Source organism: Kribbella sp. NPDC020701 (genome assembly GCF_055562215.1).
This window is the reverse complement of sequence record NZ_JBVHFT010000005.1, coordinates 203,481-216,643: the sequence shown is the minus strand read 5'-3', so window position 1 is coordinate 216,643 and position 13,163 is coordinate 203,481. Positions and strand designations below refer to the sequence as shown.

Genomic DNA, 13,163 nt, shown 5'->3' with positions numbered 1-13,163 from the left:
GTGAGGAGACAACGAATGTTCACCCACAGCATCCGCCGCCGGCTGGTGATCGGCAGCGCTGCGCTGACGGCCACGGCCCTCGCACTCGCGGGGTGCGGCCGGTCCGAGGATTCTCCCAGCGGAGGGGCACAGGCGACAACCACCGTCAGCGAAGGGCCCGCCACCGGCAACCTGACCGTGTGGGCGATGGGCACCGAGGGCGAGAACCTGCCCAAGCTGCTGGAGCAGTTCAAGCAGGCCAACCCGGGCGTGAACGTGACCGTCACGCCGATCCCGTGGGACGCCGCGCACAACAAGTTCACCACCGCGATCACCGCGCAGTCGACGCCGGACCTCGCGATGGTCGGGACCACCTGGATGGGCGAGTTCGCCGACCTCGGCGCGCTCGACCCGACGCCGCAGGGCTTCGACAACTCCGGCTTCTACCCGGGCGCGCTCGACACCACGAAGGTCGGCGGCACCCAGTACGGCGTGCCCTGGTACGTCGAGACGCGGTTGGTGTTCTACCGCAAGGACCTGGCCGCGAAGGCCGGCTTCAGCACGCCGCCGACCGACTGGGACGGCCTGAAGGCGATGGCCAAGGCGATGAAGGAGAAGGCCGGCGCCAAGTACGGGATCAACCTGCAGCCGGGTGGCGCGGGGTCCTGGCAGACCGTGATGCCGTTCGCCTGGTCGGCCGGCGCGAACATCACCGGCGACGACCAGAAGGAGTTCACCTTCGACACGCCGGAGATGCAGGAAGGGCTGAAGTACTACCAGAGCTTCTTCACCGAGAAGCTGGCCGGTACCGACCTGCCGCCGAACCAGACCGAGGCGCAGTTCGTCAACGGTCAGGTGCCGATGTTCATCTCCGGGCCCTGGATGGCCGGGTCGGTGGCGAAGGCCGGCGGCGAAGCGATCAAGCCGAACATCGGAGTGTTCCTGCTGCCGAAGAACAAGACATCGACGTCGTTCGTCGGTGGTTCGGACTTCGTCGTGTTCAAGTCGTCGAAGAACAAGGACAGCGCCTGGAAGCTGGTCAAGTGGCTGTCGGACGCGAAGACGCAGGCCTCGTGGTTCAAGCTGTCGTCCGACCTGCCCGCGGTGAAGAGCGCGTGGCAGGACCAGAGCATCGCGTCCGACCCGCTGCTGCCGGTGTTCGGCAAGCAGCTCGAGGACGCCAAGGCGCCGCCGGCGATCGTGAACTGGGAGCAGGTCGCGACCGCGTTCGACGCCGAGATCGAGAAGATGGCGAAGGCCGGCCAGTCCCCCGCGGACACGGCCAAGGCCATCCAGACCAAGGCGACGTCGATCGGCACGGGCGGTAGCTGAGCCTGATGTCTACCCTCACGGACACGCGGTCCCAGGCGGTACGGCGTACGCCGCCGCCTGGGCGCCCGCGACGGAGGATCACCAAAGAGACCGCCGCCGCTTGGATCCTCGTTCTTCCCTTCGTGGTGCTCTTCCTCGCGTTTACGGCCGGGCCGGTGCTCGGGTCGTTGGGGATGAGCTTCACCGACATGCGGCAGCGGGATCTGCGGACGCCGTTCGCGGTCGACGGGGTCGGGTTCGACAACTATGTGAAGGCGTTGTCGGACGAGACGTTCCAGAAGGCCGCGTTCAACACGGCGTACTTCGTGGTGGTCGGGGTGCCGTTGACACTGGTGGTCGCGCTGGCCGCCGCGGTGTTGCTCGATCGAGGAGTCAAGCGGTTCCAGGCGCTGTTCAAGGTCGGCTACTACCTCCCCGTGGTGACGTCGATCGTCGCGATCGCGGTGATCTGGCGGTTCGTGCTGTCGCCGGACTCCGGCCTGCTGAACACCGTGCTCGGCTGGGTCGGTATCGACGGCCCGAACTGGCTGGCGTCGAAGACCTGGGCGATGCCGTCGCTGATCGCGATGGCGGTCTGGCGGAACTTCGGTTCCGCGATGATCATCTTCCTGGCCGGGCTGCAGGGCATCCCGCAGTCGGTCGAGGAGGCCGGCCAGATCGACGGTGCGGGCCCCTGGCAACGATTCAGGTTCCTGATCCTGCCGTTGCTCCGGCCGACGATCCTGTTCACCAGCGTGACCACCGGCATCGGCTACCTGCAGTTCTTCGAGGAGCCGTTCGTGATGACCCAGGGCGGTCCGCTGAACAGCACGATCTCGGTGTCGATGTTCACCTACCAGCAGTTCGGCTTCGGCAACTACGGCCTGGCCACGTCGATGGCGTACATCCTGTTCGTCGTCATCGCGGTGATCACGTTCATCCAGTTCCGGCTGTTGAGGGAGAAGTGATGCGCCGCACCTGGTGGATCTACCTGGTCGGCGTGCTCGGCCTCGTCGCCGTCGCGGCGCCGTTCCTCTGGATGGTGCTGGGCAGCTTCAAGACGCAGGGCGAACTGCTCCGTGTCCCGCCGACCTGGTGGCCGCAGGACGCGACCACCGAGAACTACTCCTCGTTGTTCAGCAAGGCGAACTTCCCGCGCTACTTCCTCAACTCGACGATCGTCGCGCTGGTCGTGACCGCCGGGAACCTGACCTTCTGCTCGATGATCGGTTACGCACTGGCCAAGCTGCGGTTCAAGGGCCGCAACGCGCTCTTCGTGCTGGTGATGGCAACCCTGATGATCCCGGGCATGGTCACGTTCGTCCCGCTGTTCGTACTCGTCACCAACGCCGGGCTGGCCAACAGCTACCCCGGCCTGATCCTGCCGTTCCTGGTCTCGCCGTTCGGCGTGTTCCTGATGCGGCAGTTCTTCCTCGGGCTGCCGGACGATCTGATGGACGCCGGCCGGGTGGACGGCAGCGGTGAGCTGGGCATCTTCGCCCGGATCATGCTGCCGCTGACCCGCCCCGCGCTCGCCACGCTCGGCATCCTGACCTTCCTCGGGTCCTGGAACAACTTCCTCTGGCCGCTGGTGATCGCCCAGACCGAGGACAAGTACACCCTCCCCGTCGCCCTGGCGCTGTACTCGACCGGACAGAACGCGCAGAACTTCGGCCTGCTGATGGCCGGCGCGGTCGTGGTCGTCGTACCGGTGCTGGTGATGTTCCTGGCCTTCCAGCGCCACGTCACCCGGGGCATAGCCATTACTGGCCTCAAATAGACCGTCTGGAGACAAGATGACCGCCAACATCAGTCGCCGCACCCTGCTCGCCGCCACCGGCGCAGCCACCCTGATCGGAACCGCCACCCCCGCCTTCGGTGGAACGCCCTCACCCGCGGAGCTGTTGAAGGGAGGATGGACGCCGAGCCGTGAAGACAAAGCCCTGGTCGGGCGGTGGGCGAGAGACACCTGGCGCAGCATGGTCGCGATGACCGACGAGCACACCGGCCTGCCCGCCGACAACATCGGCGAGTCCGTCACGAATCCGGTGCGCAGCAACTACACCTCGCCCACCAACATCGGCGGCTACCTGTGGAGTACGGTCGTCGCCCGCCACCTCGGCATCATCTCGCCGCAGGAGTCGCTGCGCAGGATCACCCAGACGCTCACCACCCTGAAGAACGCCGACCACCACGAGCCGAGCGGCATGTTCTTCAACTGGTACGACGAGGCCACCGGCGAGGTGCGCTACACCGACCCGGACGGGACCAGGGCGATCACGCCGTTCGTGTCGAGCGTCGACAACGGCTGGCTCGCGTGTGCCCTGATGGTGGTCCGCAACGCGGAGCCGCGGGCTCGGGCGCTGGCGGAGTCCCTGCTGAACAAGATGAACTTCGCCTACTACTACAACCCCGCGGCCCGGCCCGGCGGACTGATGCGCGGCGGCTTCTTCGAGACGCCACCGCCGGACGAGGAAACCGACAAGGGCAACCACGCCGGCACCGGTCCGGACGTGTACTACCGCAAGTTCCACTACGACACCTGCAACACCGAGGCCCGGATCGCCGGGTACGTCGGCTTCGCACTCGGACAGGTCCCGCACACGCAGTACTTCGCCACCTACCGGACCTTCCCGGACTCGTGCGACTGGTCGTGGGTGGAGCAGAAGCCCAAGGGCGTGCACCGGACGTACCTCGGCCTGGACGTCTTCGAGGGCACCTACTCCTACCGTGGGATGCGGCTCGTACCGTCCTGGGGCGGCGACATGTTCGAGTCGCTGATGCCCGACCTGTTCGTCCCCGAGTCGACCTGGGCGCCGCGCAGCTGGGGTCTCAACCACCCGCTGACGGTCCGCGCTCACATCGAGCACGGTCTGGACGACGCGAAGTACGGCTACTGGGGCTTCTCCCCCGCCTCGAACCCGAAGGGCGGGTACTCGGTCTATGGCGTCGAGGCGATCGGGATGGACCCGGGCGGCTACCCGTCCGACCTGGAGGCGACGAACTTCGACGCCGGGTTCGAAGGCTGCCGCGAGGGCACCAACCCGAACCCGACGTACGGCGATGGCGTGGTCACCCCGCACGCCGCGTTCCTCGCGATGTCGTACGCCCCGCGGCAGGCGATCGACAACCTGAGCCGGATCGAGACGAACCTGCACGCGTACGGCGGTGGCGGCTTCTACGACTCGGTCGCGGTGAAGTCGGGCCTGATCGCCAAGCGCTACCTCGCCCTCGACCAGGCGATGGTTCTGGGTGCCATCGGCAACGTGTTCGGCAACGACCTGATCCGGCGCAACTTCGCCGGCCGGACGGTCGAGCAACGGATCCGGCCGCTGATCGCGATGGAGCAGTTCGAATCCGGCCTCGAATAACCACAGGAGACCTCTTGATGCAGCACGACGCGAAGACCGACTGGGACGCCCGGATCGCGGTTCGCAGTGACGAGGAACGTGACTTCACCTTCCCCGACCTCGATCCACCCAACGAGGTCACCGCGGTCGGCGGCGTCGGCCAGGTGACGATCGACTGGTCACCGGTGGACGGCGCCGCCGGGTACCTGATCCTGCGGGGCACCGGCGAACGCGGCCCGCTCGAGCCGGTCGATCACCACAGTGGCGACATCCTGTCGGTCCCGGCACCGCCGTACGTCGATACCACGATCACCCCGGGGACGCCGTACCGCTACGCGGTCGCGAGCGTGCCCGAGGTGACGGTCAGCGGCCGGCCGGGCCCGGTCGTCGGCGCCGTACCGTTGGTTGCCGACGGCACGGTTCCCGTGGTCGGCGTGACGGTCGATGCGGTTGCCGAGGGCACCGAGCTGGCCAGGCCGTGGGTGCCGATGGTCGGCAGCGAGCGGCTCAGCCAGCTGCTCTGCACGGACCGCACCGGCGAGCACGAGATCGGTGTCGAGCTCGAGCAGGCGCTGCGGCGGATGCACGACGAGATCGGGGTCCGGACGGTCCGGGCGCACGCGATCTTCCACGACGACACGCACGTGTTCGGCCCGTCAGGGTACGACTTCTCGGTCGTGGACACGGTCTACGACAAGCTGCTCACGATCGGACTCCGGCCGGTCGTCGAGCTCGGTTTCATGCCGCGCGAACTGGCGAGCGATCCGTCCAAGACGGTCTTCGAGTACGGCGCGATCATCTCACCACCGAAGTCGTACGAGGCCTGGCACGACCTGGTGCAGGCGCTCGTCCGGCATCTGGTCGAGCGGTACGGCCTCGACGAGGTGCTGACCTGGGACTTCGAGGTCTGGAACGAGGCCAACCTGGAGGTCTTCTGGTCCGGCACCAAGGCCGAATGGATGCACCTGTACGACGCGACCGCGGCGGCCGTGAAGTCGGTGGACGAGCGGCTCGCGGTCGGCGGTCCGTCGTCGGCCGCGGCCGGGTGGGTCGACGATCTGCTCGCCCACGCCGCGGCTCAGGGCTCACCGGTGGACTTCGTGTCGACGCACACCTACGGCTCACCACCTCTCGACGTACAGGCATCGCTGGATCGGCACGGGTTCGGTGACGCGCGGATCCTGTGGACCGAGTGGGGTGTGACGCCGACGCACTTCAACCCGATCAACGACTCGGTCTTCTCCGGGGTGTTCCTGCTGCGCGGGATGCGATCGGCGGCCGGACGGGTCGACGCGCTCGCGTACTGGGTCGCCTCGGACCATTTCGAGGAGCTGGGTCGCCCACCGAAGTTCCTGCACGGCGGCTTCGGGCTGCAAACCGTTGGTGGGCTGGCGAAACCGCGCTTCCACGCGATGAGCCTGCTGAGCCGGCTCGGGCCGGTCGAGCTGCCGGTGACGCTGAGCGGTGACGGCGGCGGGAGTCTGGTCGAGGCCTGGGCATCACGGGACCGCGACCAGATCGCCGTACTGCTGTGGAATCTCACCCTCGACCAGACCAAGGCCGCCGGGGCTCCCGAACTGTCCAGGAGGGTCCACGTGCAGCTGCCCGCTGTGGATCCGTCCTGGCGGGCCACCGCCACCACGCTCGGTATCGGCGCCGGTGACCTGGCCACCGCCGCCGGCGAACTCGGCGTCGGCGACTGGCCGACCGCCGAGCAACTGGCCGAGCTGGCCGAACGGAGCAAGCTGGTCAGTACTCCACTGGAGTTACGCGACGGAGCGGTCGAACTGACCCTCCCGATGCCTTCCGCAGTTCTGCTGGAGCTGACTCCTCGTCGTCAAGATTGACCGCTTCCTGGATCCAGCGCTCCACGCCGGCGATGTGCACCGTCGCCCAGGACCTGGCCACCTCGGGCTCGCGCCCCTCGATCGCGTCGAGGATGGCCCGATGCTCGGCCAGCGTCCGGGTGACGGCGTCGGTCTGGGTCAGGCCGCGCCAGATCCGGGCCCGGTAGGTCGGCTGGCGCAGGCTGTCGATGATCGAGGCGAGCGCCCGATTGCCGCTGCCGACCGCGACCAGCCGATGGAACTCCACGTCGCTGGTCAGTAGATCCTCCACCGCCGGCTCCGGGCCGAGGTCGTCGAGCAGCTTGCGCAGCGCGGCGATGTCCTCGTCGGCCATCCGCAGCGCGGCCCGGGCGGCCGCGGCCGGCTCGAGGATCCGCCGTACCTCGAAGAACTCCAGCACCGACGCGTCCTGGTGCAGGTCCAGGACGAACCCCATCGTCTCCATCAGCAGCGACGGGTCCAGGCTGGTCACGAACGTCCCGTCGCCCTGCCGGACCTCCAGCACCCGGATCAGCGCGAGCGCCTTGACCGCCTCGCGCAACGAGCTCCTGGACAGGCCGAGGCGCGCGGCCAGGTCGGACTCGCGCGGCAACCGGTCGCCGGGCCGCAGTTCGCCGGTCACGATCATCTGCTTGATCCGGTCGATCGCTTCGTCGGTAACCCGCACACACCCCTCCTCGCACAGCTACGAAACATCCGATGTCCGCTCTTCATACATCGGATGTCTGGGCGTCTTTTCACGCTTAGGCGTGACTTTCGACCCTGAATTAAGGACACGAACTGTTGACTGATGTCAAGGCTTCGGCATATAGATCGGATGACTAGCACGACTTTTGAACCAGATCTGTCCCTGGAGGTCAGCAATGAAAGGAACACCAGCGCGGGCTCGCCGCTGGGCCACCGCCGCCCTGTCGGTGCTGGCACTCACAGCCGTGGCCGCCTGTGGGGGCGGTAACGACGGCAGCAGCAGTAGCTCCGGTTCGGCCGACAAGGCCGATCTGACCTGGCAGTTCTGGATCGGTGGTACCGAGGACCAGGCCGCGTGGCAGAAGGTCGCGGACCAGGCCCATACCGACCACTCCGGCATCACGGTCAAGCTCCAGGGCACGGACTGGAACAGCTACTGGTCCAAGATCGGCACCCTGCTGGCCAGCGGGAAGGCGCCCTGCATCATCGGCATGCAGAGCCTGCGGACCGCGTCGTACGCGAGCGCGATGCTGCCGCTGGACGACCTGATGAAGAAGTACGGCCTGAAGGCCGAGGACTTCGACAAGCCGATCATGGACGGGCTGAAGGTGGACGGGAAGCAGATCGCGATCCCGTACGACTCCGGCCCGATGGTGATCTTCTACAACAAGGACATGTTCAAGGCCGCCGGCATCCCCAATCCGAAGCCGGGCTGGACGATGGACGAGTTCAAGGCAGCCGCGAAGAAGCTCACCGCGGCCGGTAAGACCGGTCTGGTGACAGCTCCTGGTGACCTCGGTGTGACGTCCTGGGTGCGGACCCAGACCGGGGCGGAGCCGCTGGCCGACGGCAAGCTCAACCTCACCGATCCGAAGTTCGAGGAGGGTTTCCAGGGCTACACGGACTTCGTCCGCACCGACAAGATCGCGCCGCAGGTGCCGGCTGGCAACACCGACTTCGAGACCACCCAGTTCGTCTCGGGCAAGTCGGCGATGCAGCTCAACGGTCCGTGGTCGCTGATCGACACCATGGGCAAGGTCAAGTTCGACCTCGGGATCGCGCCGATCCCCGCCGGTCCGGACGGCTCGAAGACCTACACCGCCGGTTCGGGCTTCGGCATCTCCCGGTCCTGCAAGACGCCGGACGCCGCGTTCCAGGCGATCCAGTCGATGACGAGTGAGAAGCCGCTGACCACGCTGGCCGCGGCCGGCCGCGCGTACCCGGCCCGCACCGCCGCGCACCCGGCCTGGTTCACCGCCGCGAAGATCCCGGAGGCCAAGGAGGTCATCGACTATGCGTCGGAGAACTCGGTCGCGCTGGTCACCTCGAAGAACTGGGTCCAGGTCGCCGACCTGCTCAGCCGCTTCGGGACCCAGGCCCTGAACGGTGAGATCCCGCCCGACCAGGCCCTGAAGACCATCCAGGACCAGGCAGGCGCCGGATCCTGATGGCTCTGCACATGGCCGGGCCTTCGGCGCCGGCGGGGTCATGGGGCGTTGCCTCCCGGCCTTCCCTCGTCGCTCCGGTCGCTTCGCTCCCTGCGCTCATCAGTCCAGGCCGGGAGGCCCCATGACCACGAACACCACCACCGTTGCTCCGCTCGGTGCGCCGCCTTCGGGCGACGCCCGGGCGGGGCGGCGGCCCGCGCTACGAAGGGACGGCCGGCACGCCGGGGTCTTCCTGGCCCCGAGCCTGGCCGGGCTGGCCGTGTTCACGCTGTTCCCGACCGCGATGGCACTGGGGATCAGCCTGTTCGACTGGCCGGTGTTCGGCGAGCGCACGTTCCTCGGCATCGACAACTACACCCACCTGCTGCACGACCCGGTGTTCCGTCGGGTGGTGCTGAACACGGTCCTGTTCGTGGTGCTGTACGTGCCTTTGAACGTGGTCGTGTCGCTCGGGCTCGCAACCTGGGTCGGCCCGCACATCAAGGGGCGGCAGGCGTTCCGGGTGCTGTTCTTCATTCCGGTGATGACGCCGATGGTGGCCAACGCGATGGTCTGGAAGCTGCTGTTCCAGCCCGGCGGCCTGATCGACAGCGCGATGCAGAGCTGGTTCGGCATCAACGCGCCGAACTTCCTCGGCTCGTCCACCTGGGCGATGCCGGCGATCGTGGCGATGTCGGTCTGGCAGGGCTTCGGCTACAACTTCCTGGTCTTCTCCGCCGCGCTCGACCAGGTGCCGCAGTCGCAACTGGAGTCGGCGCAGATCGACGGCGCCGGCCCGCTGCAACGGTTCCGGTACGTCACCTGGCCGATGATCACGCCGGCGATCTTCTTCGCCACCACGATGACGCTGATCACCTCGTTCCAGGTGTTCGCGCAGCCGTTCATCCTGACCCAGGGCGGTCCGGGCGTGTCCACCCAGACGATCGTGATGTACGTCTACAACCAGGGCTGGCAGTTCCTCACCATGGGCCTGGCGTCCGCGGCCGGCTGGGTGCTGTTCGTGATCATCATGGCCATCACCGCGATCCAGTTCGTCGGGCAGCGCAGGTGGGTGAACTATGACGTCTGAAACCGCGGTCACAGTGACCGGCCGCCGCATCCGCAGCAGTGTCTCCCACGTCCTGCTGATCATCGTCGCGCTCCTGTTCCTCGGGCCGCTGGTGTACGCCGTGTCCACCTCACTGAAGCCCGCGGACGAGGTGTTCACGCCGACACCGCATCTGTTCGGCTCCGAGATCCGCTGGCAGAACTACGTCGACGCGTTCACGTTCGCGCCGTTCGGCCGCTACTTCCTGAACAGCCTGTTCGTGGCACTGGCCGGGACCCTGGTGGTGGTCATTGCCTCGAGCCTGTCGGCGTACGCCTTCGCCCGGTTGCGGTTCAGGGGCCGTGAGCAACTGTTCGTGCTGTTCCTGGGCACCTTGATGGTGCCGCAGGAGGTGCTGATCGTGCCGATGTACTGGCTGATGCAGTCGCTCGGCTGGGTGGACAGCTACTGGGCACTGATCCTGCCCTGGGCGTTCACCGCGTTCGGCACGTTCCTGCTGCGGCAGTTCTTCCTGACTGTCCCGGCCGAGCTGGAGGAGGCGGCCCGGGTGGACGGGTGCGGACCGTTCGGCACCTTCCTGCGGATCATGCTGCCGCTGGCGCGGCCGGCGATCGCCGTACTGACCGTCTTCACCTTCATCAGCTTCTGGGGCAGCTTCCTGTGGCCGCTGATCATCGTGAACAGCGTCGAGACCAAGGGCACCGTGCCGCTCGGCCTGGCGCAGTTCGCCGGGCAGCAGGGCACGCAGTGGAACCTGATGATGGCGGCGTCGATCATGGCCATGATTCCGACCGTTCTGCTCGTCATCCTGCTGCAGAAACACCTTGTCCGCGGCCTGCTCGTCACCGGTCTGGGCGGCCGTTAACTCTTAAGGAGATCTGAGATGACCGACGCGCCTCCCGCGCATTCCGTCGAGAAGTTCCGCGACTGGCGGTTCGGCCTGTTCGTCCACTGGGGCCTGTACTCGCTGCCGGCCCGGCACGAGTGGGTGAAGAACCGCGAGCGGCTGACCGACGAGGACTACCAGCCGTACTTCGACCACTTCGAGCCCGACCTCTACGACCCCCGCGGGTGGGCCCGCGCGGCCCGCGGCGCCGGCATGAAGTACGCCGTACTCACGACCAAGCACCACGAGGGTTTCTGCCTGTGGGACTCCGAGGTGTCGGACTACACGGTCGCGAAGACGGCGTGGGGCAAGGACAAGGACCTCGTCGCCCAATTCGTCGAGGCCTGCCGGGCCGAAGGGCTCGGGGTCGGCTTCTACCACTCGCTGATCGACTGGCACCACCCGGAGTTCCCGATCGACGTCGTCCACCCGCAGCGGTACGACGAGGAGGCGCAGGCCAAGGCTGCCGGCCGGGACGTCCAGGTGTACGCCGACTACCTGCACGCGCAGACGCGTGAGCTGCTCACCAACTATGGCCCGATCGACATCATGTGGTTCGACTTCTCCTACCCGAACCGCAACCGCGAAGACGGTCTGCCCGGACCGGGCAACGGCAAGGGCCGCGACGAGTGGCGGTCCGAGGAACTGATGGCGATGGTCCGGGAGCTGCAGCCGGACATCCTGATCAACGACCGGCTCGACATCCCGGGCGACTTCGTCACGCCGGAGCAGTACCAGCCGGACGGGCCGATGATGCGCGACGGGCAGCCGGTGCTGTGGGAGGCATGCCAGACGCTCAACGGCAGCTGGGGCTACGACCGGGACAACCTGGACTGGAAGTCACCGGAGACGCTGGTGAAGATGCTGGTCGACTCCGTCTCCAAGGACGGCAACCTGCTGCTGAACGTCGGCCCGACCGGCCGGGGTGAGTTCGACCCGCGGGCGCTGGCCACGCTGTCGTCGATCGGCGAGTGGATGCGGCTGCACGAGCGCTCGATCCGCGGCGCCCGGCCGGCCGAGTACGCCGCGCCTGTCGACTGCCGCTTCACCCAGAAGGGCGACCGGCTGTACCTGCACCTGTTCTCCTGGCCGATGGGTCACATCCACCTGCAGGGCCTGGCCGGCAAGGTCAAATACGCCCAGCTCCTGAACGACGCCTCCGAGATCAAGCGCATCGTCAGCGACCCGCACCAACAGGCCCAGAACACCACCATGGGCGGCGTCTCCACGGAGACCCTCACCCTGAAACTCCCGATCCAGAAGCCCAACACGCTGGTCCCTGTGATCGAGCTCTTCCTGAGCTGACCGTCCGCGGTTGACGACGGCCTGCCCGGTTCCCCCTCACCGGACAGGCCGTTCGTCTGTCTCAGTCGCGGTCGATCGGGACCGGGCGGCCGGGTTGTTCGCCGCCGCGGGCTTCGAGGTAGTTGTTCTTCGGGACCATCACCTTGCGGCGGAAGAGGCAGACGACGGTGCCGTCCTGTTTGTAGCCCTTGGTCTCGACGTGGACGACGCCGCGGTCGTCCTTCGACTTCGACTCCCACTTGTCCAGCACGACGGTCTCGCCGTAGATCGTGTCGCCGTGGAAGGTCGGCGCGACGTGCCGCAGCGACTCGATCTCCAGGTTCGCGATCGCCTTGCCGCTCACGTCCGGGACCGACATGCCGAGCAGGATCGAGTAGATGTAGTTGCCCACCACAACGTTCTTGCCGAACTGGGTGGTCTCGCCTGCGTAGTTCGCGTCCAGGTGCAGCGGGTGGTGGTTCATGGTGAGCAGGCAGAACAGGTGGTCGTCGTACTCGGTCACCGTCTTGCCCGGCCAGTGCTTGTAGACCGCACCGACCTCGAACTCCTCGTAGCTACGCCCGAACTGCATCTCTCGGCTCCTTGTCAGGTGTCCCCGAGGGCCATGCTGCCGAAAGATGAGGTGACTGGGCAGTAGCCCGCGCGTGGTCTAGCTCTCAACCGGGCGAGACCTTGGTCACCCGGCCGCTCAGTCGTGCGGCTGCTGCAGTTGCTGCTGGACGGGCTGCTGGATCGGCTGCTCCGGCAACCGTGGGTTCACCTCGCCCTTGAGTGCCAGCTTGGCCAGGTGGTTGCGTGCCTCCTCGGCGAACTTGAAGTCGCACAGTACGTCGTACGTCGTCGCCACCACCGCGGTCCGGGAGGTGAAGTCCCGGCGGCCGGCCGACTGGGAATAGCTGAGGCCGCCGAACACCAGTCCGAAGAAGGCACCCAGCACCACACCGGTCAGCAGCGCGACCAGCCAGTTACCGGTCGTGAACAGGCCCAGCAGCAGGCCCACGAACAGACCGAACCAGGCACCGCTGGCCAGGCCCGCGGTCAGCGCCCGGCCCCAGGTGAGCCGACCGGTGATCTTCTCTACCTGACGGAGGTTGTTGCCGACGATGGTCGTGTGCTCGACCGGGAACTTCTCGTCCGAGAGGTAGTCGACAGCGCGCTGCGCCTCCCGGTAGGTGTCGTACGTTCCGATCGTCAGGCCGCTCGGCCGGGGGTCCATCGAGGGCATGCCCTGCGTGGTCATCGTCGTTCCTCTCCACGTGCTTCCACCCCCATCATTGCCGACGGCTGGTTACCGCGTCTTGA

General features: G+C 67.1%; 12 protein-coding genes. 9 read left to right on the top strand and 3 right to left on the bottom strand.

The features are described 5' to 3' along the window. The first annotated feature begins 15 nt into the window (after nucleotides 1-15). The 5 genes from ACZ3HV_RS14090 to ACZ3HV_RS14070 are packed head-to-tail and all read left to right on the top strand — an operon-like array spanning nucleotide 16 to nucleotide 6,487. Nucleotides 16-1,311, top strand: a complete 1,296-nt coding sequence (locus ACZ3HV_RS14090) for a sugar ABC transporter substrate-binding protein (protein WP_360365834.1) — start codon at nucleotides 16-18, stop codon at nucleotides 1,309-1,311. A 5-nt stretch (nucleotides 1,312-1,316) separates the two neighbouring features. Continuing rightward, nucleotides 1,317-2,258, top strand: a complete 942-nt coding sequence (locus ACZ3HV_RS14085; protein ID WP_465684241.1) for a carbohydrate ABC transporter permease — start codon at nucleotides 1,317-1,319, stop codon at nucleotides 2,256-2,258. Beyond that, the gene (locus tag ACZ3HV_RS14080) at nucleotides 2,258-3,070 is read left to right on the top strand and encodes a carbohydrate ABC transporter permease (protein ID WP_465684239.1); all 813 of its coding nucleotides are present in this window, start codon (nucleotides 2,258-2,260) and stop codon (nucleotides 3,068-3,070) included. Before ACZ3HV_RS14085 ends, ACZ3HV_RS14080 begins: the two co-directional genes overlap by 1 nt. A 16-nt stretch (nucleotides 3,071-3,086) precedes the next feature. Next, nucleotides 3,087-4,661, top strand: a complete 1,575-nt coding sequence (locus tag ACZ3HV_RS14075) for a glucoamylase family protein (protein ID WP_465684237.1) — start codon at nucleotides 3,087-3,089, stop codon at nucleotides 4,659-4,661. A gap of 17 nt (nucleotides 4,662-4,678) precedes the next feature. Further along, entirely contained in the window at nucleotides 4,679-6,487 is a 1,809-nt protein-coding gene (locus tag ACZ3HV_RS14070) for a GH39 family glycosyl hydrolase (RefSeq protein WP_465684235.1), read from the top strand. Here ACZ3HV_RS14070 and ACZ3HV_RS14065 read toward each other — a convergent pair. Beyond that, nucleotides 6,390-7,154 (bottom strand): FadR/GntR family transcriptional regulator, encoded by a 765-nt coding sequence (locus ACZ3HV_RS14065; RefSeq protein WP_465684233.1) that lies wholly within the window; start codon nucleotides 7,152-7,154, stop codon nucleotides 6,390-6,392. The genes ACZ3HV_RS14070 and ACZ3HV_RS14065 overlap by 98 nt on opposite strands. A 196-nt stretch (nucleotides 7,155-7,350) precedes the next feature. On the opposite strand from ACZ3HV_RS14065, the gene ACZ3HV_RS14060 reads away from it, so the two are divergent. The 4 genes from ACZ3HV_RS14060 to ACZ3HV_RS14045 all read left to right on the top strand — a co-directional run bounded on the left by ACZ3HV_RS14060 (nucleotide 7,351) and on the right by ACZ3HV_RS14045 (nucleotide 11,861). Beyond that, nucleotides 7,351-8,622, top strand: coding sequence for an ABC transporter substrate-binding protein (locus tag ACZ3HV_RS14060; protein WP_465684231.1), 1,272 nt, complete (start codon nucleotides 7,351-7,353; stop codon nucleotides 8,620-8,622). A 121-nt stretch (nucleotides 8,623-8,743) separates the two neighbouring features. After that, nucleotides 8,744-9,691, top strand: a complete 948-nt coding sequence (locus ACZ3HV_RS14055; RefSeq protein ID WP_465684229.1) for a carbohydrate ABC transporter permease — start codon at nucleotides 8,744-8,746, stop codon at nucleotides 9,689-9,691. Next, nucleotides 9,681-10,535 carry a carbohydrate ABC transporter permease gene (locus tag ACZ3HV_RS14050; RefSeq protein ID WP_465684227.1) on the top strand — a complete coding sequence of 285 codons (855 nt, stop codon included), beginning with the start codon at nucleotides 9,681-9,683 and terminating at the stop codon, nucleotides 10,533-10,535. Before ACZ3HV_RS14055 ends, ACZ3HV_RS14050 begins: the two co-directional genes overlap by 11 nt. 18 nt (nucleotides 10,536-10,553) lie before the next feature. Beyond that, the gene (locus ACZ3HV_RS14045; RefSeq protein ID WP_465684225.1) at nucleotides 10,554-11,861 is read left to right on the top strand and encodes an alpha-L-fucosidase; all 1,308 of its coding nucleotides are present in this window, start codon (nucleotides 10,554-10,556) and stop codon (nucleotides 11,859-11,861) included. Between the two features lie 61 nt (nucleotides 11,862-11,922). Here ACZ3HV_RS14045 and ACZ3HV_RS14040 read toward each other — a convergent pair whose 3' ends face one another. Both ACZ3HV_RS14040 and ACZ3HV_RS14035 read right to left on the bottom strand, forming a co-directional pair. After that, nucleotides 11,923-12,450: a MaoC family dehydratase gene (locus ACZ3HV_RS14040; RefSeq protein WP_465684766.1), complete on the bottom strand. Its 528-nt coding sequence runs from the start codon at nucleotides 12,448-12,450 to the stop codon at nucleotides 11,923-11,925. A gap of 99 nt (nucleotides 12,451-12,549) precedes the next feature. Next, nucleotides 12,550-13,101: a YflT domain-containing protein gene (locus tag ACZ3HV_RS14035; protein ID WP_360372594.1), complete on the bottom strand. Its 552-nt coding sequence runs from the start codon at nucleotides 13,099-13,101 to the stop codon at nucleotides 12,550-12,552. Nucleotides 13,102-13,163: the final 62 nt, after the last annotated feature.

Excerpts from the sequence above, each read along its gene's own strand:
- ACZ3HV_RS14090 (WP_360365834.1), top strand. The coding sequence starts at position 16 with ATGTTCACCCACAGCATCCGCCGCCGGCTGGTGATCGGCAGCGCTGCG.
- ACZ3HV_RS14085 (WP_465684241.1), top strand. The coding sequence starts at position 1,317 with ATGTCTACCCTCACGGACACGCGGTCCCAGGCGGTACGGCGTACGCCG.
- ACZ3HV_RS14080 (WP_465684239.1), top strand. The coding sequence starts at position 2,258 with ATGCGCCGCACCTGGTGGATCTACCTGGTCGGCGTGCTCGGCCTCGTC.
- ACZ3HV_RS14075 (WP_465684237.1), top strand. The coding sequence starts at position 3,087 with ATGACCGCCAACATCAGTCGCCGCACCCTGCTCGCCGCCACCGGCGCA.
- ACZ3HV_RS14070 (WP_465684235.1), top strand. The coding sequence starts at position 4,679 with ATGCAGCACGACGCGAAGACCGACTGGGACGCCCGGATCGCGGTTCGC.
- ACZ3HV_RS14060 (WP_465684231.1), top strand. The coding sequence starts at position 7,351 with ATGAAAGGAACACCAGCGCGGGCTCGCCGCTGGGCCACCGCCGCCCTG.
- ACZ3HV_RS14055 (WP_465684229.1), top strand. The coding sequence starts at position 8,744 with ATGACCACGAACACCACCACCGTTGCTCCGCTCGGTGCGCCGCCTTCG.
- ACZ3HV_RS14050 (WP_465684227.1), top strand. The coding sequence starts at position 9,681 with ATGACGTCTGAAACCGCGGTCACAGTGACCGGCCGCCGCATCCGCAGC.
- ACZ3HV_RS14045 (WP_465684225.1), top strand. The coding sequence starts at position 10,554 with ATGACCGACGCGCCTCCCGCGCATTCCGTCGAGAAGTTCCGCGACTGG.
- ACZ3HV_RS14035 (WP_360372594.1), bottom strand. The coding sequence starts at position 13,101 with ATGACCACGCAGGGCATGCCCTCGATGGACCCCCGGCCGAGCGGCCTG.